Origin of the sequence: Desulfitobacterium dichloroeliminans LMG P-21439, assembly GCF_000243135.2 — a bacterium.
GTDB lineage: Bacteria > Bacillota > Desulfitobacteriia > Desulfitobacteriales > Desulfitobacteriaceae > Desulfitobacterium > Desulfitobacterium dichloroeliminans.
On the sequence record NC_019903.1, the window covers coordinates 1,272,878 to 1,296,839 of the forward strand.

At 45.2% G+C, this 23,962-nt stretch carries 23 protein-coding genes; 21 read left to right on the top strand and 2 right to left on the bottom strand.

Features of this window, described 5'->3' with window-relative positions:
• The first annotated feature begins 7 nt into the window (after positions 1 to 7).
• The 13 genes from hisD to DESDI_RS06040 all read left to right on the top strand — a co-directional run bounded on the left by hisD (position 8) and on the right by DESDI_RS06040 (position 11,631).
• Positions 8 to 1,288: a histidinol dehydrogenase gene (hisD, locus tag DESDI_RS05980; RefSeq protein WP_015261743.1), complete on the top strand. Its 1,281-nt coding sequence runs from the start codon at positions 8 to 10 to the stop codon at positions 1,286 to 1,288.
• A gap of 26 nt (positions 1,289 to 1,314) precedes the next feature.
• The gene (gene hisC / locus DESDI_RS05985; protein ID WP_156801170.1) at positions 1,315 to 2,385 is read left to right on the top strand and encodes a histidinol-phosphate transaminase; all 1,071 of its coding nucleotides are present in this window, start codon (positions 1,315 to 1,317) and stop codon (positions 2,383 to 2,385) included.
• A gap of 15 nt (positions 2,386 to 2,400) precedes the next feature.
• A complete protein-coding gene (gene hisB, locus DESDI_RS05990) occupies positions 2,401 to 2,985 on the top strand; it encodes an imidazoleglycerol-phosphate dehydratase HisB (RefSeq protein ID WP_015261745.1) in 585 nt (194 codons plus the stop codon).
• 12 nt (positions 2,986 to 2,997) lie between these two features.
• Positions 2,998 to 3,627, top strand: coding sequence for an imidazole glycerol phosphate synthase subunit HisH (hisH, locus tag DESDI_RS05995; protein ID WP_015261746.1), 630 nt, complete (start codon positions 2,998 to 3,000; stop codon positions 3,625 to 3,627).
• The gene (hisA, locus tag DESDI_RS06000; protein ID WP_015261747.1) at positions 3,605 to 4,396 is read left to right on the top strand and encodes a 1-(5-phosphoribosyl)-5-[(5-phosphoribosylamino)methylideneamino]imidazole-4-carboxamide isomerase; all 792 of its coding nucleotides are present in this window, start codon (positions 3,605 to 3,607) and stop codon (positions 4,394 to 4,396) included. The genes hisH and hisA overlap by 23 nt, the downstream gene beginning before the upstream one ends.
• Complete coding sequence (gene hisF / locus DESDI_RS06005) at positions 4,390 to 5,151, top strand: imidazole glycerol phosphate synthase subunit HisF (protein ID WP_015261748.1); 762 nt, start codon at positions 4,390 to 4,392, stop codon at positions 5,149 to 5,151. Before hisA ends, hisF begins: the two co-directional genes overlap by 7 nt.
• Positions 5,152 to 5,233: 82 nt before the next feature.
• On the top strand, positions 5,234 to 5,914 hold the full coding sequence (hisIE, locus tag DESDI_RS06010) for a bifunctional phosphoribosyl-AMP cyclohydrolase/phosphoribosyl-ATP diphosphatase HisIE (RefSeq protein ID WP_015261749.1): 681 nt from the start codon (positions 5,234 to 5,236) through the stop codon (positions 5,912 to 5,914).
• Between the two features lie 179 nt (positions 5,915 to 6,093).
• Positions 6,094 to 7,203, top strand: coding sequence for an FAD:protein FMN transferase (locus DESDI_RS06015; protein ID WP_051015666.1), 1,110 nt, complete (start codon positions 6,094 to 6,096; stop codon positions 7,201 to 7,203).
• A gap of 39 nt (positions 7,204 to 7,242) precedes the next feature.
• A complete protein-coding gene (locus DESDI_RS06020) occupies positions 7,243 to 7,626 on the top strand; it encodes a NusG domain II-containing protein (protein WP_015261751.1) in 384 nt (127 codons plus the stop codon).
• Positions 7,619 to 8,242 (top strand): Gx transporter family protein, encoded by a 624-nt coding sequence (locus tag DESDI_RS06025; protein WP_015261752.1) that lies wholly within the window; start codon positions 7,619 to 7,621, stop codon positions 8,240 to 8,242. Before DESDI_RS06020 ends, DESDI_RS06025 begins: the two co-directional genes overlap by 8 nt.
• Before the next feature lie 39 nt (positions 8,243 to 8,281).
• On the top strand, positions 8,282 to 9,052 hold the full coding sequence (locus DESDI_RS06030) for a CbiQ family ECF transporter T component (protein WP_015261753.1): 771 nt from the start codon (positions 8,282 to 8,284) through the stop codon (positions 9,050 to 9,052).
• A gap of 440 nt (positions 9,053 to 9,492) precedes the next feature.
• A complete protein-coding gene (locus DESDI_RS06035) occupies positions 9,493 to 10,380 on the top strand; it encodes a major membrane immunogen, membrane-anchored lipoprotein (protein ID WP_015261754.1) in 888 nt (295 codons plus the stop codon).
• 159 nt (positions 10,381 to 10,539) lie between these two features.
• Positions 10,540 to 11,631 (top strand): FAD:protein FMN transferase, encoded by a 1,092-nt coding sequence (locus DESDI_RS06040; protein ID WP_015261755.1) that lies wholly within the window; start codon positions 10,540 to 10,542, stop codon positions 11,629 to 11,631.
• Positions 11,632 to 11,709: 78 nt separating this feature from the next.
• Here the strand turns inward: DESDI_RS06040 and DESDI_RS06045 are convergent, their stop codons facing one another.
• Together DESDI_RS06045 and DESDI_RS06050 are read right to left on the bottom strand one after the other, a co-directional pair.
• Positions 11,710 to 13,455: an FAD-dependent oxidoreductase gene (locus DESDI_RS06045; protein ID WP_015261756.1), complete on the bottom strand. Its 1,746-nt coding sequence runs from the start codon at positions 13,453 to 13,455 to the stop codon at positions 11,710 to 11,712.
• Position 13,456: 1 nt separating this feature from the next.
• Positions 13,457 to 13,768 (bottom strand): ArsR/SmtB family transcription factor, encoded by a 312-nt coding sequence (locus DESDI_RS06050; protein ID WP_015261757.1) that lies wholly within the window; start codon positions 13,766 to 13,768, stop codon positions 13,457 to 13,459.
• Positions 13,769 to 13,985: 217 nt separating this feature from the next.
• Here DESDI_RS06050 and DESDI_RS06055 point away from each other — a divergent pair, with 217 nt between their 5' ends.
• The 8 genes from DESDI_RS06055 to pcrA all read left to right on the top strand — a co-directional run bounded on the left by DESDI_RS06055 (position 13,986) and on the right by pcrA (position 23,953).
• Entirely contained in the window at positions 13,986 to 14,672 is a 687-nt protein-coding gene (locus DESDI_RS06055; RefSeq protein WP_015261758.1) for a Crp/Fnr family transcriptional regulator, read from the top strand.
• Positions 14,673 to 14,913: 241 nt separating this feature from the next.
• The gene (locus DESDI_RS06060; RefSeq protein ID WP_015261759.1) at positions 14,914 to 15,987 is read left to right on the top strand and encodes a rhodanese-like domain-containing protein; all 1,074 of its coding nucleotides are present in this window, start codon (positions 14,914 to 14,916) and stop codon (positions 15,985 to 15,987) included.
• Positions 15,988 to 16,016: 29 nt separating this feature from the next.
• On the top strand, positions 16,017 to 18,215 hold the full coding sequence (gene srrA / locus DESDI_RS06065) for a respiratory selenite reductase catalytic subunit SrrA (protein WP_015261760.1): 2,199 nt from the start codon (positions 16,017 to 16,019) through the stop codon (positions 18,213 to 18,215).
• On the top strand, positions 18,215 to 18,763 hold the full coding sequence (locus DESDI_RS06070) for a 4Fe-4S dicluster domain-containing protein (protein ID WP_015261761.1): 549 nt from the start codon (positions 18,215 to 18,217) through the stop codon (positions 18,761 to 18,763). Before srrA ends, DESDI_RS06070 begins: the two co-directional genes overlap by 1 nt.
• Before the next feature lie 11 nt (positions 18,764 to 18,774).
• Positions 18,775 to 19,914, top strand: a complete 1,140-nt coding sequence (nrfD, locus tag DESDI_RS06075) for an NrfD/PsrC family molybdoenzyme membrane anchor subunit (RefSeq protein WP_015261762.1) — start codon at positions 18,775 to 18,777, stop codon at positions 19,912 to 19,914.
• A 20-nt stretch (positions 19,915 to 19,934) separates the two neighbouring features.
• Positions 19,935 to 20,609, top strand: a complete 675-nt coding sequence (locus tag DESDI_RS06080) for a TorD/DmsD family molecular chaperone (RefSeq protein WP_015261763.1) — start codon at positions 19,935 to 19,937, stop codon at positions 20,607 to 20,609.
• Between the two features lie 40 nt (positions 20,610 to 20,649).
• Entirely contained in the window at positions 20,650 to 21,522 is an 873-nt protein-coding gene (locus tag DESDI_RS06085; protein WP_015261764.1) for a rhodanese-like domain-containing protein, read from the top strand.
• A 166-nt stretch (positions 21,523 to 21,688) separates the two neighbouring features.
• Positions 21,689 to 23,953, top strand: coding sequence for a DNA helicase PcrA (pcrA, locus tag DESDI_RS06090; RefSeq protein WP_015261765.1), 2,265 nt, complete (start codon positions 21,689 to 21,691; stop codon positions 23,951 to 23,953).
• The last annotated feature ends 9 nt before the right edge of the window (positions 23,954 to 23,962 follow it).

Below are 23,962 nucleotides of genomic sequence, written 5' to 3' on the forward strand. Positions count from 1 at the left end.
ATAGTTTATGGATATTAAAACTCTCGAGGAGCTGGATTTATCTACCCTCACCCGTAAATCTTATGGTGATGATCAATTGCTGGAGCAAAATGTGGCTGAGATAATTGCAAGAGTGCGCACAGAGGGAGATTCAGCTCTTTATGACTTAACGGAAAAATATGATGGAGTGGATCTGCATTCTCTTGGCCTGCGAGTCCGCGAAGAAGAAATTACTCAAGCTTACTCTTTAGTTGATGAGAAATTTATCGAGGCTATTCGCCTCGCCAAGGAAAATATTGCAGCATTTCATGAAAAACAAAAACGTAATTCTTGGCTTGATCCCAAGGAAGACGGAAGTATCTTAGGGCAACTTTTGCTTCCCCTTAAACGAGTGGGCGTCTATGTTCCAGGTGGAACGGCAGCTTATCCTTCCTCAGTATTGATGAATGCGGTGCCAGCCGTGGTCGCCGGGGTGGAGGAGATCGTTATGGTGACTCCACCTAGCAAGGATGGCACCCTCTTACCGGAGGTTTTGGTGGCCGCAGCCGAGGCCGGAGTCACCGAAATCTACAAAGTCGGCGGAGCTCAAGCCATAGCGGCTTTGGCCTTTGGTACCGGAGAAATTGCCTCAGTGGATAAAATCACCGGGCCCGGAAATATCTTTGTCACCTTGGCCAAGAAACAAGTCTTTGGAACGGTGGATATTGATATGTTGGCCGGACCCAGTGAGATTTTGATTTTGGCTGACGATTCCGCCAGGGCGGAGGAGCTTGCCGCAGATTTGCTCTCTCAGGCTGAACATGACCCCTTAGCTTCCGCCATTTTGGTTTCCCCTGATCGACAATTACTAGAGAAGACTGTGGCGGAGGTGGAGCGACAGCTTCAGGAGCTACCCAGGCAAGGGATTGCTAGAGCTTCCTGGGAGAACTATGGGGCAGCCATTCTTGTCAAGGACTTAGTGGAGGGAATGGACTTAGCGAACGAAGTTGCTCCGGAACACTTCGAGCTAGTAGTGCGAGAGCCGTATAACTGGCTGGGCAGAGTAAAGAATGCCGGGGCAGTATTTCTGGGACGATTCTCACCGGAACCGGTCGGCGATTACTTTGCCGGGCCAAACCATGTCTTGCCAACGGGAGGAACAGCCCGTTTTTATTCCCCCTTAAACGTGGATACCTTTATGAAAAAAGTCAGTGTGATCAGTTATTCGGAAAAGGCTTTGCAGCGAGATGGTAAACACATCGCCCATCTGGCTCGTAAAGAAGGGCTTGAGGCACATGCCCGGGCTGTGGAGGTAAGAAAACTATGGTAGAAAAAGTGCAACCTAGCTTAGGAAGAATGCCGGCGGTGAATTTTCTTAGACCTCAGATTCAAACGCTAAAAGCCTATGAAAGCAAAGCTATTCCTGGCTGCGTTCGCTTGGATGCCAATGAAAATCCACTGACTTGGCCTAAGGGCATGAGAGAGGAATTGTTTGCTTCATCTTTTGCTCTCAACCGCTACCCTGATGGGGAAGCCCAAGGGCTCAGGCTGGCTCTTTCTCAGTATACTGGGGTTCCTGTCGAGGGGATTTTGGCGGGGAATGGTTCGGACGAGCTCATTCAATTAGTTATGACAACCTTCGGGGGGGAGAAGGGAGCTGTAATTTACCATCCTCCGACCTTTAGTATGTATGGAGCAGCTGCTCAAGTGACGGGGACGGATACCATCGAAGTTCCCCTTCTCCTTGCTGAGGACGGCAGGGATTTTTGCCTAGATGTGGATGGAATTCTTGAAGCAGCAGGCCAGCCTAGGGTTCATATGATTATTCTCTGTAATCCCAATAACCCAACGGGGACCCTTTTTCCCCGAGAAGATATTTTAAGGATTGTCAAGGAATCACAGAAGATTGTCATTGTGGATGAAGCTTATGGAGAGTTCGCCGGGGAAAGCGTTGTGGATCAGATTCCTAACCACCCCAATCTTTTGGTAATGAAAACCTATTCTAAGCTATTTGCTATGGCGGCCCTCCGCTTGGGTTATCTTCTCGGGCAAGGGTCAACGATTCAGCTGCTCAATCGAGCCCGTCAGCCCTTTAATGTGAACAGCTTTACCCAAAAAGCAGGGGTTGTCGCTTTAAACTATGTGGAGGATTATCGGGCACAAGGACGTTTATTGATCGATGAGCTGGACAAGATTGTCGAGGCACTAAAATTGCTACCCCAAGTCACAGTCTTTGCAACTCGCGCCAACTTTGTCCTTTTCCGACCGGAGAATCCGGAACAAGTCTATGAACAGTTGATTGAGCGAGGATTCCTCATCCGTAATATGGGAAATCTCCCGGTAGTTGGTAAGGCGCTGCGCTTGAGCACGGGACTACCCGAGGAAAACACGAGATTAATCAGTGCGCTAGAGGAGATTCTTGGATAAAGTGAGGTATATTTTATGCGTGAAGCATTAATCGAGCGGAACACCAAAGAAACGAACATAAGAATAAAACTCAAGCTGGAGGGTGGAGGAGAAGCTCGGATCAATACAGGAATCGGCTTCTTTGATCATATGCTGGAAGCCATGGCTAGGTTTGGATATCTGGATCTTGAAGTTGAGGCACAAGGGGATTTGCTGGTAGATGCTCATCATACCATTGAAGATTGCGGAATCGTGCTTGGGCAAGCGCTACGGGAAGCCTTGGGAGACCGCCGTGGAATTGAGCGGGTCGCTGATACCCTTCTACCGATGGATGAGGCTTTAGTTCAGGTAGCCCTGGATCTTTCTAATCGCCCCTACCTTGTCTGGGAAGCGGATAGCTCTGAGGGAATGGTCGGGGGATTTCCAGTGGAGATGGCCGAGGAATTCTTTAGGGCAGTAGCTGTTCAGGCCGGCCTAACCTTACATATGCGCCAGATTTCTGGTAAGAACCGTCACCATATCTTAGAGGCATTATTTAAGGGATTTGGACGAGCACTTGGTTTGGCTGTTCGGGAGAATCAGCGGTTCCAGGGAGTATTATCCACCAAGGGAGTTCTATAAGGGGGATTTTTCTTGATAGGTATCATTGATTATGACCGCGGTAATTTGCGGAGTGTTGAAAAAGCCCTCTTGAAGTTAGGTTATTCGGCGAGAATTCTCGAGTCACCGAGTGAATTGACTGAGATGAAAGGCATTATTCTGCCGGGAGTAGGAGCTTTTGCTGATGCCATGACAGCTCTCAAGGAAAAAGGTTGGGTGCAGCCTTTGCTTCGTTATGCCCAATCAGGCAAGCCTTTCCTTGGTATCTGTCTCGGTATGCAGGTGCTGTTTGAAGTGGGCGAAGAGCACGGTGAACATCAAGGATTAGGGCTTTTGCCCGGTAGAGTAGTGAAGTTCCCCGTTGGACGCAAAATACCTCATATGGGATGGAATACCCTCCACCAGGAAAAACCTTGCTTTCTTCTTGAGGGAATTCCTGAGGAAGCCTTTTTTTACTTTGTGCATTCTTACTATGCATTAACTGCTGATCAAGATTGCATAGTGGGAACAAGTGATTATGGGGTGAGATTTCCCGCTCTCGTGGGGCGAGATAATATCTGGGGGGCCCAATTTCATCCGGAGAAATCCAGCCCTTGGGGGCTTAAATTATTAGAGAACTTTGGAAGGTGGGTGTATGAGGATGCGGATCTTTCCGGCGATTGATCTCAAGGGAGGAAAAGCCGTACGTCTTCTGCAGGGCCGTATGGAGGATGCGACGGTCTACTCTGAGAACCCAGTAGAAGTGGCTCGTGATTTTAAAGCTCAAGGGGCAGATTCTTTACACGTGGTGGATTTAGATGGGGCTTTTGCCGGGCAACCTGTCAATGATCTCATCATCCGACAACTTATTCAGTCCTCGGGGCTTAAGGTTCAAGTGGGGGGCGGGATTCGCTCCCTGGAGAGAATAGAGGAGCTTCTAAATTTGGGGGTCGAGCGGGTGATTCTTGGTACGGTAGCCGTGCGTAATCCGGAGTTGGTACAACAGGCTGTAGCTCGTTTTGGTGAGGCTATTGTGGTCGGTATTGATGCCAAGGATGGGCAAGTGGCTGTCCAAGGCTGGGCGGAAAAGACAGAGCTAGAAGCCTTAGAGTTGGCTTTGAAAATGAAAGAAGTTGGTGTTAAGCACCTAGTGTTTACGGATATTTCCCGGGATGGGATGCTTCAAGGTCCCAACATCCAAAGCACCGTGGAATTAGCCCGAGTAAGCGGTTTGCAGGTCGTTGCTTCGGGTGGAGTATCCCACCTCGAAGATATCATTCTTCTGCAAAAAGAGGCTAATCAGGGCGTGCCCATCGCAGGAGCTATTATCGGCAAGGCCCTCTATACCGGCGCAATTGCTTTGTCAGCTGCCTTGGCAGTTACAGCTTCCAGTGGTAACTTATTCGGCGTTAACTTAAATCTAGAAAATGATAGGGAGGGAGATGGATGCTAGCGAAGCGTATCATCCCCTGTCTGGATGTTCATGAAGGAAGAGTGGTTAAAGGGACGAACTTTGTGAACCTTCGTGATGCCGGTGATCCGGTCGAGTTGGCGGCTCTTTATGATCAAGAAGGAGCTGATGAGCTGGTTTTTCTTGATATTACCGCTTCGTCGGAAGGTCGCGAAACCATGGTGGATGTGGTCCGTCGAACCGCGGAAAAGGTTTTTATCCCCTTTACCATTGGGGGAGGATTGCGCACCATTGAAGATATTCGCAAAATGTTGCGTGCCGGTGCCGATAAAGTCTCGCTGAACACCTCGGCAGTTCAGAACCCCAGTTTGATTGAGGAAGGTGCCCATGCTTTTGGTAGTCAGTGTATCGTCGTGGCTATCGATGCTCGTCAGACAAGTCCGGGTGCTTGGGAGGTCTATATCCATGGAGGACGTACCCCAACCGGCAAGGATGTTCTGCAGTGGGTTGAAGAAGTAGAGCATTTAGGTGCGGGAGAGATTTTGCTGACCTCCATGGATCGGGACGGAACCAAAAACGGTTATGACCTTGAGTTGACTCGAGCAGTAAGCCGAGCGGTCTCCCTGCCTGTGATTGCCAGTGGGGGGGTAGGAACCCTAGAGCATTTAGCAGAGGGACTAACAACAGGGGAGGCCGATGCGGTCCTCGCCGCATCTATATTTCATTATCGGGAATACAGTATCGCAGAAGCCAAGGCCTATCTTAAAGCGCGGGAAATCCCTGTGAGAAATTCTTGAAGAGAAATTAGTCAAGGGGACTTAGGCAGAAAATGATTACTAACAGAACATAATTAATAATGCGTTAAGAGGTGGAATTCCTATGACAACTGAGAATCCGGAGGAATCAACGGTAGTGATTCCGGAAGGAATCCGATGGAATGAGGATGGTTTAATACCTGCGATCGTGCAGGATGTAAATACCCAGAAGGTTTTGATGTTGGCCTATATGAACGAGGAAGCTCTGCGCTTGACCTTGAAGGAAAACAGGGCCTGGTATTATAGTCGGAGCCGCCAATCCCTTTGGTTGAAAGGGGAGACCTCAGGTAATATCCAGCAGGTTATGGAGCTCCGCTTTGACTGTGATCAAGATGCCATTTTATTGACAGTGCAGCAAAAAGGGGTAGCTTGTCATGAAGATTATTATTCTTGCTTCCATTATGCAGCCCAAGGGCGGGAGTTTGTACCGCTTGGTGAGCCTAAGGTCATTCCACCCCTCCCTTTAGGTAGAACTCTTGAGCTCCTGGCGGAAGTGATTCATTCTCGCAATTTGGAGCGCCCCGAAGGGGCCTATACCACATATTTGTTTGAAAAGGGCATTGATAAGATTTTGAAAAAGGTAGGTGAGGAAAGCGCGGAGACAATCATTGCGGCCAAGAATTCCTCAGTGGAGGAGATTCGCTATGAAGTATCCGACCTTTTTTATCATCTCTTAGTCTTGCTTGAAGAGCGCGGAGTAACGCTCCAGGAAATTTCACAAGAATTGCTTGCCCGAAAAAAATAAAGTGTAGATAATGAACCTAGCGAGAGAGTATAGAAACTCTCCCGCTAGGATTTTTTCATACCATAGGAACACAATCTTAGGTAAGCTATTTGATTCTCAAGATGGGTATGGTATTATTTGTAGAGAAAATAAGGATTTTGTTGGCTCTATACTAGTCGCTTTAAAAGGTGTCATCAGGTATGGCATTGCAGAAGATAAAGGAGATGGATTTGTTGATTATCATCAAGGAGCAGGCAAAAAAATGGGTGGCATCAATCGCCATCGTCTTATTGTCCGTAGGATTACTGGCAGGATGTAATGGGAAAGCTGTACAGAAAGAAGCTCCCGAAGCATTTGAAGCCACTGACTTTGCTATGGGAACGATTATCAGCCAAAGAGTATTTGGGGCTGATGGGCAGGCTGCCATCGATGAGACGACGGAAAAAATGAATAGTCTCGAAGCGTTATTAACCTTCAATGCTCCGGGTGGCGATGTAAATAAGCTTAATGAAAACGCCGGTAAGCAAAGGGTGAGTCTGGATGCAGAGACGTTAAGGATTATTAATAAGTCCCAGGAAGTTTCCGAGCTCAGCGGAGGGGCTTTTGATGCGACCATCGGTCCCATCGTAAAAAGCTGGGGAATCGGCTCTGCAGGAGAGAGGATACCGTCCGAAGCGGAATTACACAAGTTACTTCCTTTAGTGAATTATCAAGATTTAATTATTGAAGGGAATACAGGCTATTTAAAAAACGAGGGCCAAGCAGTGGATTTAGGTGGCATTGCTAAAGGATATGCAGGAGATGTAGCTGTTGAAATCTACAAGAAGCATGGTATCGAATCGGCCTTTATTAATTTAGGGGGAAATGTAGTCACCATGGGAAGTAAGCCGGATGGTTCTCCCTGGCGGGTGGGGGTTCGAAATCCACGACCTAGCAACGCCGAGAGCGGAGAACTTGTAGGTATGGTGGAGGTAATCGATAAGGCGGTGGTGACAGCCGGAGATGACCAACGCTTTTTTGAAGAAGGCGGAATTCGTTATCACCATATCCTCAATCCCCACACAGGCTATCCGGCCCAATCCGATCTCATGAGTATCACCTTAATAACGGATTCTTCTTTGGAAGCGGATGCTCTGGATACTGCGGCTTTTATCTTAGGCTTAGAAAAGGGAAGAGCGATGCTTGAGCAATATGGTGGGGTGGAAGCGATTTTTATCACTCAAGATAAGAAAGTTTATGTCACTAAGGGCATCAAGGATAGCTTTGAATTCAATGATGCGAGCAAAGAATACGAGTACGTAAAAGAATAGAACCTATTGAGCAGTGGATATAGGGGATTGGAGACATCGATGAAATCTGAGGGTAAACGTAAAAAAGGTGACTTTATTATCATTCTTGTGGTGCTCTTAGTGGGGATTGGCGCAACCCTTCCGTGGCTATGGAATAAGGTTAATCCAAGTAATCCAGCGGATGAACGCATTGCAGTTATTACAAGAGGCGGTAAGGAAATGGCCAGAATCGATTTGAACGGTGTTCAAGAACCTCAGCATTTTCATTATGAAGATGGTATTGAGGTGACGATTTTAGCCGAAAATGGCACAATTAAATTCGAACAGGCTGGATGTCCTGATCAAATCTGTGTTAAAACCGGCACCTTGACGAAGAAGGGTGATATAGCCGTTTGTTTACCGTCTGAAACAATCGTAGTTATTGAAGGTGATAAATATGAATAGAAACAAGCGCTTTGCGATTATTATCATCTTAGTCACCAATGCCATTATTATTTCTTTCCTTGAATCCTTTATTCCTGTGCCCATTCCCGTACCGGGGATTAAACTCGGCTTAGGCAATATCATCACGATGATCGCCATTGCCTTTTTAGGTTTTAAAGATGTTTTGTTTATCGTGGCAGTGCGCTGCTTTGTGGTAGCGATCCTGACGCGAGGTGTGATGATGCTCGCTTTTAGTTTAAGCGGTGGTATCTTAAGTGCCATAGTCATGTGGGTCTTATATAAGAAGCTATCGAAATATTTTAGTATCAAAGGAATCAGCATTGCCGGAGCAATGGTTCATAACATAACCCAGATTACGGTGGCATCCTTCATTCTCGGCCAGCTTGTGGTTCTTTATTACCTGCCGATTCTTTTGGTCTCAGCCGTTGTGACCGGTTTGATCACCGGAAGTATCGGTGAATTAGCCATTAATGAGGTTAGGAAAAAGAACATTTTTGGAGAAACTCGTAATGTAGAGAATCAAGATAATGTAGATAATCAAGAGGATTCAGAAGACCAGGTCCCTCCTCAAGTTGAAGAGACCAAAGCAGAAGGGGATCGGGATGAGGGATTCTAAAGGTGATATGAATGCAATGTGGAAAAGGATTTGAACTTGATGAATAGTGAAGGTGCAAATAAAGCAGAACGCGCACAGATCGATGGGGTAATCAAATTGATCCTGGCGATTCTGCTCATGGTTATGCCCTTTTATTTCCAAAACCCTATTAGTTTTGCGCTGTTGGGCTTTTATATAATCCTTGCCACTGGGGTCCTTAGGGTCAATCTGCGAACCTTAATGCTCAGTGGGGCGTCCTTCGCGATTATCGTCTTAGTTCCTTATTTATTTGGCCTTCTGATGAACGCTCTTTTCTATTACTTTTTTAAGAACCCTTTGTTTGCCTATCAAGGGTCAAATGCTATTTTTCTTCGGTTATTTAAGCTCTTTGTTATTTGGTATGTCAGTATTCTTTACTTCCATACCACCCCGATGAAAACGTTTATTGGGATGTTGGATCGATTTTTCTATCCGTTGAAGAAGCTGGGTCTCCCGACCTCAGACTACCTGAAGGTGATTATGTGTATCGTAGTCCAGCTTAAGGAAACGGGTTCAGAAGTGAAAAAGAGCTTAGGGGAAAAGATGCGTGCGGTGGTCGGGGAAGAAAAGCGGAAATTTAAGATCAATGTGAAGGGGATATCTCAGATCATCGTGACATTGATCGTGGACTCTTTTGAGAAGATCGATAAAATTCAAGAATATGTAGAAAAAGTTCGTCCTGAAGATCTATATGGTTACCACTTTAAATTCACTTGGAAAGATGGGGTAGCTATTTTGAGCTTTATGAGCGTAGCAGATCTAATCTGGATAGCCGAAAAAGGGATGCTATAGATCTGTTTTGTTACATCAAAACAATACTGTTTATTGACTAAATGCCACTTGTTTAGTTGCGGGTAATGGTTCTGCCTAGGTAGAATTATTGCCCGCGTTTTGATTAATGAACGTTTTTCCTCGGGATTTCATGCTAAAGCTAAGTCTCTAAAATCTTTAATACAAAGCAAATAAATTAAAAGAATTCTAAATTTGATATTGACAGAGATAGCCCTTTCTGATAAAGTCGTATTGAGAAAACTTGTTGGAGACAAATATTGCCCATACATATATTGTCATTAGCATTTATTGTATGCGCAAGCTTGTGCTAAAATTCGTTTTCTCAACGGAACTTTCACAAGGTGGAAGGGGGAGCTAGAGGGTACAAAAACTGTACACAAATGCTTAACTTGATATCTTGAAAAGTTCAAATAGGGTGCTAAATAAGGAGGAGTAAGGAAATGAAAAAAATTAAATCTTTGGTAACAGTTATGACTTTAGGAGCGGTACTCGTTTTAAGTGGTTGCGGTAACCAATCTACACCGGCTACGGCTGTTGATCCTGCAAAAAACGAGCCTGCAAAAACTGAAACAGCTCAAGGAAAATATCAAGATGGAGTATACTACGCTGAAGATGCTATGTATGGTTCAGGTGGCTGGAAGTATTTCGCTGCTTTAACCGTTGAGAATGGTAACATTGTTGCTGCTGATTGGAACGGCTTAAACATCAAAGGCGGCAAAGACAAAGACAACTTATCTAAAGACGGCGAATATGGTCTTAAAGAAAAAGGTAAAGCTCAAGCTGAATGGCATGAGCAAGCTGAAAAAGCTGAAGCATACCTCTTAGAAACCCAAGATGCAACCAAGATCACTTACAAAGATGCTGAAGGTCATACTGATGATATCGCTGGGGTATCCATCCATGTATCAGAGTTCTTCAACCTGGCTCAAGCTGCTTTAGACAAAGGACCTGTTGCCAAAGGAGCTTACAAAGATGGCATTTACTACGCTGCTGACGAAGCTTTCGTAAAAGGCTGGAAGTACATGACTAGCATCGTAGTTAAGAACGGAACCATCGTAGGCGCAGACTGGAATGGTCTTCCTGAAGACGCAACCAAGCCTAACAAAGATATTCAATCCACTGAAGGTGAATACAAACTCGCTCCTGGAAACCAAGGTGAGTGGGTTGCTCAAGCTCAAAAAGCTGAAGCTCATCTCTTAAAAACTCAAGATGCAACCAAAATCGCTTACAAAGATGCTGAAGGTCACACCGATGATATCGCTGGTGTATCCATCCATGTATCTGAATTCTTCAACCTGGCTCAAAAAGCCCTTGAAGGTGCAAAATAATAGTTTAAACTAAAAAAACTTTAATGAATGAAGAAGCGGTTCCGACTGCTTCTTCATTTGATTTAAGCCTACACTCTACATTCGGCTTTTTTTGTAATATAATAGAGCTTAATAGATTTATATGATTTTTCTAAACCAAAGATGGGGGTTTCACACAACATGCAACATCGAAGATATTTACCATTTAAATCATCAGGGTTGATCCTTATTATGTGTTTAAGCATGATATTCTTGCTTGTTGGTTGCTCGGACACTAAGACGAAAGTGAAGGAGATAGAACCCGTAGCTGAAACAACCTTTTTGATGGGAACGGTAGCTAGGATTACAATCTATGATGAGATCAAAGATAAAGAGATTTTTCAAAGAATCTTTGATCGCATCACAGACATTGAGCACAGGATGACTATTAATGATGAGTACCCAGAAAGTGAAATCATCCGCTTAAACGAGGCTGCCGGTGAAGATTCTATTAAACTAAGCTCAGACACTTTTTTCGTACTGGAAAAAGCAAAATATTTCTCGGAGTTATCTCAGGGGAAATTTGATATTACAATAGGGCCGATTGTTAAGCTTTGGAATATTGGGTTTCCTGATGCGAGAGTGCCGGGAAAAGAGGAAATTACCAAGACGTTGCCCCTGGTCAATCATCAGGAGTTGATTTTAGATAAAGAGAATTTTACAGCTAGATTAACCCAACCGGGCATGAAGGTGGATCTGGGTGCTATTGCCAAAGGCTATGCAGCAGATGAAGCTGTCAAAATTCTCAAAGCGGCTGGAATCCAGCATGCTATTGTTAACCTAGGAGGCAATGTTATCGTCATTAATACCAAACCTGACGGCTCGCTCTGGAGGCTTGGCTTACAGGATCCCTACGAACCCAGAGGCGATTCGATGGGTGTCGTATTCTTGAATGATCAAACTTTGGTTTCCTCTGGAACCTATGAGCGTTACCTAGAGGATAATGGCAAGATTTATCATCATCTCATCGATCCGGACACAGGATATCCTGGGGATAATGGCCTCATTAGTGTTTCAATCATTACGAAGGAATCCGTCAACGCAGATGGGTTGACTACCGGGACCTTCCTGCTGGGTCTAGAAGAAGGTATGAAAGTAATTGAAGAATTACCTGATATGGAGGCCATATTTATCACTGCCGATAAAAAAGTGTTTGTAACATCCGGCATTAATGAAGCTGATTTTGAAATCACGGATCCTGCCTATACACTACAGCCGAAGGTTGGCTCGTAAGGGCAGAGGAAATCAAGCAACGCCCTTGCTTCGAATGAAGCCAAGGGCGTTGCTTTTTGGTGTATTTCCTTTATAGACTTACTTTGGTTTTACCGCCTGAGTTTCCAAATCTATACTACTTTCTGAATTACAGCAGGCATAGACACTGGCTTGAGTTTTGTGCTCATCGATACCTTTGCTTGGATCGAAGCCAAGGACGGAATAGGTGGTATAGCCACCGGTAATATTTTCAACTCGATAGCCCTTCTGAGAGAGGATGCGGTCAGCGATATACGCTCTTATCCCCACCTCACAATAGAGGACGATAAGTTTTTGAGGGTCTAATTCAAGGTAGCGCTCGCGCAAATCATCAACTGGAATGTTGATAGCCCCTTCTACATGCCCCCGGGCAAACTCACCTTTTGTACGAACATCTAATAGTATATGCTCTTCTTTTAATTCCTCAAACTCCTGCCATGTCGTAGTGTGAGCTCCTTTGTTTAAGTCGTTTTGAGCCACAAAGCCAGCCATATTCACAGGGTCCTTAGCCGAGGAGAAAGGCGGGGCGTAAGCCAGTTCCAGTTCAGTGAGATCATCAACCGTACCCTTGAGACGAATCACAGTAGCAATCACATCAATGTGCTTATCCACGCCATCCTTACCGATTCCTTGTGCGCCTAAGATTTTGCCAGCAGCATTGAAGATCAGCTTCAGGGTCATGGGCGTTGCACCAGGATAATAAGAAGCATGGGAAACAGGATGGATGGTGATTATCTGATAAGGAATATTGGCGCGTTGCAAGGTCCTTTCATTTGCTCCGGTACTCGCAGCGGTCATGCCAAAGATCTTGATGATGGCTGTACCTTGGGTTCCTTGATAGGTTGAAGGAATACCGGCAATATTATCAGCGGCAATTCGTCCTTGTTTGTTGGCCGGACCGGCAAGGGGGATGGCTGTTTTAGCTTTTGTGATATAGTCGACCACCTCCACAGCATCACCCACCGCATAGATCCCCGGGATATTGGTTGCCATATGCTCATTGACAACAAGATGTCCTCTGGGTCCTAATTCCAAGCCACTATCCTTAAGAAAGCCGGTATCAGGAGTAACACCGATGGCCAAGATGACAAGTTCCCCTTGGAGCTTTGTAGCGCTGGCAAGGGTGACTTCAACTTGGTCGCCAAGCTCAGTAAAGGACTTCACACCATCATTCAGGATGAGTCGGATGCCATGATCAACTACTTCCTTTTCTGCAAGCACCACCATATCTGAATCAAAGGGTGCGAGGATATGGGGGGCTGCTTCGACTAGGGTCACATTTAAACCTCGTTCTTTGAGATTCTCAGCCATTTCGACTCCTACGTATCCGCCGCCAATGACGATGGCGTTCCTGACATTTTTTTGATCAACAATCTCCTTGATCGCATCTGTATCTGGAATATTGCGGAGGGTAAAGATCCTCTTGCTGTCGATACCGGGAATATTCGGACGCAAGGCTCTTGCCCCGGGTGAGAGAATCACAAAGTCGTAATCCTCTTCATAGGTTCCCTTGGCCACACTGTGAATAAGCGCTTTTTTATTTTCGGTATCGAGCCTGACCACTTCACTATTAACGCGAACATCGATATTAAAACGAGCTTTCATTTCCTCAGGGGTCTGAACCATAAGGTACTCACGCTTATCGATGGCTCCACCAATATAGTAAGGCAATCCGCAATTGGCAAAGGAAATATAATTATCTCGTTCGAAGAGAATGATTTCGGCCTTTTCATCTAGTCTTCTTAGTCGAGCTGCTGCCGAGGCTCCACCGGCTACTCCGCCAACTATCAGTACTTTTTTCTTCATGTTATTTTATACCCCTTTCTGAGTCCTTGTGCCCATCGGCGAGAATCTCATCAATCAGTTTAGCCACTTTTTCATTCTTAATGGTATAGTAAACCTCAAGCCCATTTCTTTTGCTTTCAACAATTCCTGTTGCTCGCAATTTTTGTAGATGCTGAGAGATTGTGGATTGGGGAACATTGAGGCAACCCTGCATATGAGTAACATTGCACTCTCCGCTACCTAAGATACCGTTCACGATGCAAAGTCTTACAGGATGAGCTAAGGCCTTCAGGATCTCGGCAACTTCTTCATATTTAGCTAAATCTTGATTCAAAGGAATTCCGCCTTTCCTTCAGGAATATAAATTATATCCATATATCCCTATATTCGAATAATATGATATAATAGGTTTATAGTCAAGAGTAATGCTGGCGAAAGGCCTAATATATTTCTTGAGTGAGTTTTTGAGGCGACTAAAGCGGTTAGTAAAAAGGAAATTCTAGATTGCATGTAGAAATTCTAGATATTGGAGATTTCAAGGAGGGTGAGGAATGGGAGATAAAAGATCGGCGATAATCGAGGAATTGATTGAAACGTTCTGTTTCGCCGGAGATTTATCCTATAAGCAGCTTGAAAACTTGATGGATCATTCCAACTACCAAGAAGCACCTGCAGGTACAATCGTTGCCGAAAAGGGGTCATTTTGCCACGGGTTAGCACTCGTTTTATCGGGTGATTTGCGAGTGGCTATGAATTCGGAAGATGGACGCGAAATAACGATGTACCATATTGGCAAAGGGAGGATTTGCCCTCTTTCTGCAGCTTGTGTACTAGGAGATTTTAAAGGAAATACGGTCACAGTCACCGCGGAAGTTGATACGAGAGTCATTTGGGTGACGAGAAGATTTTTTGAGCAATCTTTTACCGAATGTGAGCCGTTTTATCGATTTGTAATGAGTGATCTTTCCAACCGCCTCTTTGAGGCGACGTTGATGGTAGATGGTCTCGCGTTTATATCGGTCAGAAAGCGACTGGCTCAACTTCTGCTTTCTAATAGTAATGATGGAAGATGCCCGGTTTATATCACACATGAAGGAATCGCCCGCGAACTTGGCACAGCTCGCGAAGTCATTAGCCGGGAATTAAAAGGTTTTGAACGCGTAGGGATTTTAACATTATCCCGTGGCCGCTTAGATATCAAGAATTCTCAGGAATTAGAGAAAATCATCCAGCAATAGATCAAACTTAAAAAGATGAAACGTGAATGTGAAGAATAATGAGTTTGTTCTTCACATTTTTTTCACATATGTACTTTAGTCACAGATGAAAAAAGGAGGGTGTGGTAGGATAACAATAGAAGTTGTGAAATGTTACATAAGTGGAATTATAAAACCATTATAGAATTCTGACTGTTCTGATGGTTCTACTAAACCCTTATGTGAATACGATCACAAGAAGTTTAAAAGGAGGGGGTAGCCAATGAAAAAGCGGATTTCATTTGGAGTGTTGTTGGGAGTGTTATTGCTTGCGCTAAGCATGGCTGGATGCTCTGGTACAGTTCAAACTCAAGATATTACAGCAACAAGCGTTAACCCGACGGTTGATCAAGAATTACCGATGGTCGACCAGTTTGAATCCGTCAGACAGATTGTGGATGATTATCTCGCCCATGGGGAAATCGGTGCCATGACACCTGAGGAGCTTTATGAGATTATTGAGCAAAAAAATGCGGATTACTTCTTAGTCGATATCCGTGCTAATCAAGATTTTGTCAACAGTAATATTAAGGGATCTGTATGTGTTCCTTATGCCCAGACGTCTAATCCTGAACGCTTAGAAAGTCTGCCCAAAGACAAAAACATCGTAGTAATCGATTACAATGGGCATCAGGCTGCCCAAACTGCCGCTACATGGAGTCAGCTAGGGTTCAAGGCAGTACCGTTGCTCTATGGCATTCAAAGCTGGACCCAAGAAGATTCACCGAGGGGATATGAGGCTTTTCCCGTTCAACCTTTGAAATATCCTCTAGTTACGGGATCAGAAGTCATTAGCCCAGCGAATGATACTGTGCCGGAGATTAAATATCCGGAGAAAAGAACGGATGAGTATATCACTGAAACTACCCGTGTGTATTTAGATCGCAATTATAAAGGGGTAGTTACAGCCGAAGACCTGGCTAGTGAAATCCAACAAGGATCAGGATCGACCTACTTGGTTGATATTCGGGAACCTCAGCATTATCAACTGGGACACATTGAAGGATCGGTTAATATTCCCCTTGCGGATTTGGCCAGTTCCGACAAAGTGAAGACACTTCCCTTAGACCGTCGCATTGTTTTGATTGGTTATGATGGCATGGACGCAAGTTTGGGAGCTCGCAGCTTAGTGACCTTGGGTTATGATAGCGTAGCTCTGAAATACGGGATGAGTTATTGGAGTGAAGATGAACAAATCACAGGGGTTGCACCGGTAGGCAACCTAGTTAAAGATTACTATGAATTAATACCGCTGAACTATGTACAGCCAAGTGCGGGTGCTGCGGGTTGTGGTTGATGAATTATTGAGATAAGGAGGGAAGGTTAATGCAGCTACTATCACGCCGATCATTTATAAAACTTGCCGCTGCGACCACCACTGCCGTTGCGTTGCCCCAAGCTTTGGAGATGGACTTTAAGGTTTTTGCTGAAAATGCCAAAGACGGGGAGATAACTCGCGTTCCGAGCCTTTGCAATGGCTGCTCCAGTTATTGCGGAGTATGGGCTTCAGTAAAAAACGGCAGACTTTGGAAGGTCGAAGGCAATAAAACCCATATAAAGTCAAGAGGTCATCTTTGTGCGCGTGCTCATGGGATTGCCCAAAATGTCTATAATCCAGGACGGGTAACCCAACCGATGAAGCGCGTTGATGACAAAAATAATTTCCAACCCATCACTTGGGAGGAAGCATTCCAAGAGGTTGGAACCAAAATGAAGGACATCGTTGAGGAGCATGGTGGCGATAAATTCGTTTGGGCCTGCCACGGTGGTAAGGAAACCTATGCTCAGCAATTTATGGATATTATTGGCTCCGCCAATTACATTACCCACTATGCTACCTGTTTTACAGCCAAGACGAACATCTGGCAGAACATGGTCGGCGGCATGTATAATTCGGACTTCGATCAGGCCAAGTATATGCTCTTTGTCGGGAGAAACTATGCGGGAGGTATTATCCCTGCCGCCATGAGCCGCATCACGGAGGCCAAAACTAAAGGATCGAAAATTGTCGTGGTAGACCCCCGTTTCTGTGAATTAGCGACCATCGCCGACGAATGGATCCCCATCAGACCGGGAACAGACTTGGCATTCTATTTGGGAATTGCCCATACCCTTATTTCCGAAGAGCTCTACGATAAGAAATTTGTTCAGGAGTATGTTTTTGGGTTTGATGAATTCTGGATGCATAATAAGGACTTTGACGCTGAGAAAGCGGCGGGGATCTGCGGCATACCAGCGGATAAGATTTGGGAAATCGCCCACGGTCTTGCCGATAATGCCCCTCAGGCCTTCTTGGATCCAGGTTATCACGGACTTGCCGCTCATTACCAAAATTCCAATGAAACGGCCATGCTCAATATCATTATCAACGCTCTCCTCGGGAACTATTGGAAAGCGGGTGGATTATTCCCAGCTGCCAGCACGACCTTTGGGCATCCGGAAGCTACTTATTACGGACCTTCAGCTGTCAAAGGACCTCGTGCCGATGGTGCGGGAGTCGCCGGACAGTACCCCTTAGTCGAGGCCTCCCGTGGAATTCCCCAGCGGATTCCCGATATGATTGAAAAGGGAACAGCGAAGATCGTTTTCTTCTATTCATACAATCCCTTACGTTCAGCACCTGAGCCGGAATATCAAAAGGGGATTAAAAATGCCGATCTTGTTGTGAGCATACCCTTAGATTGGAATGAGACATCCTTATATACCGCCGATTATATCCTCCCCGAGAATCACTATCTTGAGCGGACTGAACACCCTAAGGTCATCAACGGCAATGTGTATTGGCCGGCAGCTCAAGTAGCTACCCGCTTTAAAGCCCTGGAGAGCACAACCTCAAGTCTTGGTTTGTTGGATATTATGCAAGGCTTAACCAAGGCTTACGGGATTGAAAATCTTTATGGCTACACTGTCGAAGAGGAGCTAGAAGTAGCTCTTGGACCTCTAGGAATTACCGTGGAGCAACTCAGGGAAAAAGGTTGCATTGAGCTCATGCCTTCAGTTCTGCCTAAGGATGAAGGAATACATTTTAATACGTTCACAGGTAAGATTGAGTTCTCTATTGGTGCCTGGCGTAAAGAAGGATATCAAGGTGTTCCTACTTGGGTACCACCCTTGGTGAAACCTCAAGCAGCCAACGAGTTCCGCCTGATTCATGGCAAGCAGCCTTGGCATTCCCACATTATGACAACCAATAACCCCTATCTGATGTCCATAACGGAAGAGAAAAAGGGAACCTATATGTGGATGAATCGTTCCCGAGCTGCAGAGTTAGGACTCCAAGAAGGAGACTGGGCTACAGTGAAGAGCGATATCACCTCCAAACAGGTACAGATTCATGCCACAGAAGGGCTTCATCCCGATTGTGTATGGGTACCTTCCACCTACGGAACCTACTCAGAAAAATTAGAAATCGGGTATGGTAAAGGGGTAAATTACAACGACTTTATTCCTGCTCGAGTGGATAAAAAGACCGGTCATGTCATGGGACAAGAATGTATCGTGACCATTGCCAAGGGGGGTAAATGATGGCCAATTATGTGATGTTCATTGACCCCGATAAATGCACAGGCTGTAATGCTTGCCGTATTGCTTGTCAAATGCAGTGGGGTTTACCACCAAATATGAATTTCAACAGCTTGATTGAACAGGAAACAGGTCAGTATCCCCATGTTAAGCGGACGATTGTACCAGTTCAATGTCAGCATTGCGATGATGCTCCCTGCCAAAAGGTATGTCCTACAGGCGCTACCTATAAGCGGGAAGATGGCATAGTCCTAATCGATGCGAATAAATGCATTGGCTGCAAGTATTGCATGGTAGCGTGTCCCTATAATGCTCGTGTTATCAATGAGCATGGGGTTCCGGAAAAGTGCCGTTTCTGTGCTGAATATGTAGTCAACGGGGAGACTCCTTCCTGCGTTTCGACCTGCATGAATGGTGTCCGAATCTTTGGGGATTTGGATGATCCTGATAGTCCACTTCATAAGGTTTTGACGACGCAAGAAGTAGTTCAGTTGCGGGCTGATCTCCATACCAAGCCGCGAATTTATTACGCCAAAAGTAAAAGAGTTTAGGAGGTGCGCCCATGGAGAAAAGAAAGTATCAGAAAAGCTTATGGACCTATCTCTCCCTGGTGTTAGTGGCCTTTGCTCTGCTCGGCTCTATCAATAAATACTTCATCAGTGGGGAGCATGCCTTTGGAGTCACTCCCGATGTCCCATGGGGAGCTTTGATCTCCGGATATGTTTTTTTTGCAGTAGCTGCTACAGGTACGGGTCTAGTCGGTTCCTTAGGCCATGTGTTTCGGATTAAAAAATTCGAAGTCCTTTCCAAACGATCCTTATTGGCTTCGATTCTCTTGCTTCTTTCTGCCTTTATCGTGTTGGCAGTAGAACTTTCAAATCCTTTTAAATTGATTTACCTACTGTTTTCCCCTAACTTGGACAGCCCTATCTTCTGGATGGGTGCCTTCTATGGAGCTTATCTGATTCTGCTCTTTGGGGAGTTTTACTTCACCATGAAAGACAACCATAAGGTGGCTACGGGGATCGCCTATGTATCCCTTTTGGTCAAATTATCAGCCATCATTAATTTGGGCCGAGTCTTCTCTTATACGTATGCACGGGGATTCTGGGATGGCTACTACTATCCAATCTACATGGTGATATCGGCAATTGTTTCCGGAGCTGCAGTTCTGACCATTATAAGCTATCTTTCTAAGGATAACTCTTATCGTGATCAAGCTCAGCGTAAGGATTTAATTCAATCCTTAAGTAAGATACTGGCCGGTGCTTTGATTGTCTTTGCTGTTTTCCAAGGGATCAAGTTAGGAACAGCCTTGGGCAGTGAGAATCTGGCCGTCGCTGAAGCAGCTAAATCCATGGTGTCGGGCCCCATGGCGATACCCTTCTGGGTTATGGAAGTGCTAATGGGTGTCGTGGCCCCCTTATTTATCTTATCTCAATCCAAATTCACCTCTCTGGGCAAGTCCTTCGCAGCTGCACTATTGGCCATGCTCGGTTTACTCTTCTCGCGGTTGGACTTCGTCTACGCAGGACAAGTGGTTCCCCTACAAATTACGGATGCTACGGCCTTGGCTGTAGGAACGTGGAATGCTTATTCTCCAACCTGGAGTGAATGGTCTTTGATCATCGGGGTAATTGGCTTCGTCATTCTGATGTTTGATTTCGCTGAAAGCAAACTCTCTTTGGACACTCATCATTAAGCTAGATAGAAGGTGAGAACATGAGCTATTCCGGTATTTCCCAGCAGGCTTTTTATGACCTATTTTCAGTTTTTGCAGAATTCTTCACCTTTCCAGACCAAGAATTCTGCGAGTCGGTCCGCAGTGGGCAGGTCGATCAGCAGATTAGTGAACTCAGTCAAAAAGTAGGTTATCCGATTGCTAGTGAGCTTAAAAAGGATGCCCCGACATACGAGGAGTGGGTTGCCCTATATAATCATTGCTTTTTAGGAGCCCGCAAACCCTTTGCCCCTCCCATTGAATCCATTTATAAGCAATGGACCTTAGATGGGAGTTATCAAGTCCCGTTTAAACATCAAAAAGGGTATCTCATGGGGGATTCAGCTCAACATGTTCGACATCTTCTGCAGGCCTTTGAATTAGAGCTACCTATAGAATACAACATGATGCCGGATCATCTCTCGATTCTCTTAGAACTTTTAGCTTTCCTCGTGGGCAACGGTTTTGTTAAGGAGGCCCAGCAGTTCTGTCAAGACCATTTGGATTGGCTCCCGGACTTGTATAAAGCTCTTGCAGATTTACCAGTCGACAGTAGCATTTACTTGGCAGTTCTTAACGAATTAGAGAAGGCTCTCCAGATATTTGCTTGCTCTACGATTGATAACACCCAGACCATAGAGTATTCATGTGTCACAGCGGCTTCCGAATTAAATTGACTCCTAAAGAGTTGGTTTAAATAAAAAAGGGGGAAAAAGAATGTTAAAACAATCAAAAGCTCTAACACTGATCATTTCCTTACTACTGACACTTAGTCTAGTCACGGGTTGTGGATCTGCAGCACCGGCTGCCGCTCCACCAGCTAAAGAACCAGCACAGCAAACACAGACCCCAGAGCCTGAGAAACCCGCCGCTACAGCGACTTTAGAGTCCAATACCTTAGCCTGGGATGCCTGGTCAGCCAAGATGACAGGAACCATTAACAAAGACTACTATATCGTTGATTTAAGAACTCCCGACGAAATCAAATTAGAAAAAGCTTTAGAAGGCTCAATCAATATCGACGCTAACGCTACACTCGGCACGGGAAACACCGATGTTATCGATGAAAAATTACAAGGTATTTCTAAGGATGCTGTTGTCTTAATTCACTGCAAGTCCGGTGGACGTGCGAAAAAGAATCTCCAAGCTTTCTTAGATAAAGGCTATGTCAACACGTTTGCATTAGATGGATGGACCGCATTTGATACTAAAGGCTACTTTGGTGCAACTAAAATCACTGGTAGCTCTGAACAACTCAAACCCGATGCATGGGTTGCTAAAATGCAAGGAACAATCGGTAAGGACTATTATGTCGTTGACGCTCGTGACAAAGCAGAATACGATAAAGGACATATCGAAGGTGCTTTGAACTTTGGGGTCAGAGATCAATTCACTGTGGATCATCCTGCTACAATCGCTAAAATTAACACAGCTATCCCCAATAAAGATGCTTTAGTCTTAGTTCATTGCGCAGTAGGTGCTCGTGCTAAAGTTGCTCAAGCTCATCTTAAGTCTGAAGGCTATACCAATGTGTTAGTTCTTGACAATAAGATCACCATTGATGCTGCCGGAAAATATGCTTTTGAGTAAGTAAGGATTAGCGCAGAAAACTTCATAGAAACGTTTGTGGGACCGTGTGAATAGTATTTTCGCACGGTCCCTCTCTATAAGCTCAGTTTAGCTAATCCAAAAAAAATATAAGACAAGCTTCCCTCCTATGATATAATATTAAGTTGAATAGTGAGGTGGAGAGAAGATGTATAGATTAGAGGATTTGAATCCGGTGCAGTGTCAAGCGGTGGAACACCGGGAGGGTCCCTTGTTGATATTAGCTGGGGCAGGTTCAGGAAAAACCCGCGTTTTAACCTATCGGATTGCCCATTTGATTGCTCAAGGAATTGATCCATGGAATATCCTAGCGATTACCTTTACCAATAAAGCGGCTCAGGAAATGAGAGAGCGCGTGTACAGTTTAGTGGGTAGTGAAGGAAGAGGACTTTGGGTCGCCACCTTTCACTCTGCTTGTGTGCGCATTTTAAGAAACGAAATCGGCTATCTACCGGGATATTCTCGGAGCTTTGTCATATATGACAGTGGGGATCAATTAGCGGTAGTTAAATCCTGTATGAAGGAGCTCGCTCTCGACGAAAAGAAATTTGCGCCGCGTGCCATATTATCTACCATTAGTGATGCCAAGAATAAGTTACAGACCCCAGATGATTTTTCGCGTCGGGCGACCGATTACTTCGAACAAAAGGTCGAAAGTGTATATAATCTTTATCAAAAAAAGCTTATCGGTAATAATGCTTTGGACTTTGATGATATTATTATGCTGACGGTTCGGTTATTCCGAGAAAACCCTGAGGTACTGGCTCAGTATCAAGATAAATTTCGCTATATTTTGGTCGATGAATATCAGGACACGAACCATGCGCAATATGCCTTAATCAATCTTTTGGCTAAGAAGTACCGCAATCTTTGTGTAGTCGGAGATGATGACCAATCCATCTACATGTTTCGAGGAGCGGATGTCAAGAATATCTTAGACTTCGAGCGGGATTATCCGGAAGCCAAGGTCTTGAAGTTGGAACAGAACTATCGTTCAACCAAAAGCATTCTGCAGGCGGCCAATGCCGTGGTGCAAAACAATACTGAGCGTAAAGAGAAATCCTTATGGACGGATAATGAAGACGGCCAGCCCATTGTCTATTATGTATCGGAAAATGAACACGATGAGGCTCGCTATATGGCGGAGCGGATCCAGCGCTTGCTCAATGTGGAAGGCCGTCGCTTCAACGATTTTGCCGTACTTTATCGTACCAATGCGCAATCCCGTGTAGTGGAAGAACGTTTTATGCGGGAAGGCATTCCTTATCGAATATTCTCAGGACTAAAGTTCTATGAGCGTATGGAAATTAAGGATATTTTGGCTTATCTGCGAATACTCCATAACCCAGCCGATCAAGTGAGCTTTTCCCGAGTCTTAAATGTCCCTAAGCGAGGACTAGGGGAGAGCACTTTAGAAAAAATATTAGACTATGCCACAGAACAGGAAATGCCGGTACTAGATGCAATCATGGAAGCGAACTATATTCCGGAACTCCAAACACGAGCTAAGAAGCCTTTGTTGGCATTTGCTCAGCTGATGCAAGAGCTTAAAACCCTCGCTGTTGAGGAAAGTTCAGTCACCCGATTAGTAGAAGAAATTTTAAAACGCACAGGCTATTGGGATAATCTGATAGGCGATAAATCCCCGGAAGCCGAAGCGCGGCAGGAAAATATCCGCGAGTTCTTATCCGTTACCGCCGAGTACGATGAGAAAGCCGATCAATATGAGGAAACCGTGGAAGTGGAGGGGATGGAAGAAGCCGTTCGCCCCGGTTTGGCAGGTTTTCTCGAGCAGGTATCCTTAGTTGCTCAAATCGACACCTTAGACCAAGGGGACGAGGCAGTGGTTATGATGACCATTCACAGTGCCAAAGGCTTGGAGTTCCCAGTAGTTTTCATAGGAGGGATGGAGGAAGGAATCTTCCCCAGCAGTCGTTCGATGCTTGACCCCGTGCTACTGGCGGAAGAACGGCGACTTTGCTATGTGGCGATTACCCGTGCTCGGGAACGTTTATATCTCAGCTATGCCCAACAACGGATGCTTTATGGCAGGACACAGTACAACCGTCCTTCGGAGTTTTTTCAAGAGATTCCGACCCAGATTCTAGTGGATAGAGACCCCATCGATCCCCCAACTAAGCGCATGCAAAAACCTCGCCCCGCCACAGTAAGCGCAGGTAGCACGACCTCAGAAGTCTCCCCTTGGCGAGTGGGGGAAAGGAATATTGGCAATCCTATCATGGACGCTCCCGGCCTCGATTACAAAGTAGGAGAAAAAGTGGAGCATGCCAAATTCGGCAAAGGTGTGATCGTAGCGATCAAAGGGGAAGGAAGCTCTGCTGAGCTTTCGGTAGTCTTTGGTGGTGAGATAAAGAAACTTATCGCAGAATATGCCAAGCTAATGAAGCTATAAGAAAAGCTA

Coding starts and splice junctions, on each gene's coding strand:
- DESDI_RS06055 (WP_015261758.1), top strand. CDS start 13,986: ATGGGAGATAAAAGATCGGCGATAATCGAGGAATTGATTGAAACGTTC.
- hisC (WP_156801170.1), top strand. CDS start 1,315: ATGCCGGCGGTGAATTTTCTTAGACCTCAGATTCAAACGCTAAAAGCC.
- DESDI_RS06070 (WP_015261761.1), top strand. CDS start 18,215: ATGGCCAATTATGTGATGTTCATTGACCCCGATAAATGCACAGGCTGT.
- DESDI_RS06080 (WP_015261763.1), top strand. CDS start 19,935: ATGAGCTATTCCGGTATTTCCCAGCAGGCTTTTTATGACCTATTTTCA.
- hisB (WP_015261745.1), top strand. CDS start 2,401: ATGCGTGAAGCATTAATCGAGCGGAACACCAAAGAAACGAACATAAGA.
- hisF (WP_015261748.1), top strand. CDS start 4,390: ATGCTAGCGAAGCGTATCATCCCCTGTCTGGATGTTCATGAAGGAAGA.
- DESDI_RS06085 (WP_015261764.1), top strand. CDS start 20,650: ATGTTAAAACAATCAAAAGCTCTAACACTGATCATTTCCTTACTACTG.
- hisD (WP_015261743.1), top strand. CDS start 8: ATGGATATTAAAACTCTCGAGGAGCTGGATTTATCTACCCTCACCCGT.
- DESDI_RS06015 (WP_051015666.1), top strand. CDS start 6,094: ATGGCATTGCAGAAGATAAAGGAGATGGATTTGTTGATTATCATCAAG.
- DESDI_RS06025 (WP_015261752.1), top strand. CDS start 7,619: ATGAATAGAAACAAGCGCTTTGCGATTATTATCATCTTAGTCACCAAT.
- DESDI_RS06060 (WP_015261759.1), top strand. CDS start 14,914: ATGAAAAAGCGGATTTCATTTGGAGTGTTGTTGGGAGTGTTATTGCTT.
- hisA (WP_015261747.1), top strand. CDS start 3,605: ATGCGGATCTTTCCGGCGATTGATCTCAAGGGAGGAAAAGCCGTACGT.
- DESDI_RS06040 (WP_015261755.1), top strand. CDS start 10,540: ATGCAACATCGAAGATATTTACCATTTAAATCATCAGGGTTGATCCTT.
- DESDI_RS06035 (WP_015261754.1), top strand. CDS start 9,493: ATGAAAAAAATTAAATCTTTGGTAACAGTTATGACTTTAGGAGCGGTA.
- DESDI_RS06020 (WP_015261751.1), top strand. CDS start 7,243: ATGAAATCTGAGGGTAAACGTAAAAAAGGTGACTTTATTATCATTCTT.
- DESDI_RS06045 (WP_015261756.1), bottom strand. CDS start 13,455: ATGAAGAAAAAAGTACTGATAGTTGGCGGAGTAGCCGGTGGAGCCTCG.
- DESDI_RS06030 (WP_015261753.1), top strand. CDS start 8,282: ATGAATAGTGAAGGTGCAAATAAAGCAGAACGCGCACAGATCGATGGG.
- pcrA (WP_015261765.1), top strand. CDS start 21,689: ATGTATAGATTAGAGGATTTGAATCCGGTGCAGTGTCAAGCGGTGGAA.
- srrA (WP_015261760.1), top strand. CDS start 16,017: ATGCAGCTACTATCACGCCGATCATTTATAAAACTTGCCGCTGCGACC.
- hisIE (WP_015261749.1), top strand. CDS start 5,234: ATGACAACTGAGAATCCGGAGGAATCAACGGTAGTGATTCCGGAAGGA.
- nrfD (WP_015261762.1), top strand. CDS start 18,775: ATGGAGAAAAGAAAGTATCAGAAAAGCTTATGGACCTATCTCTCCCTG.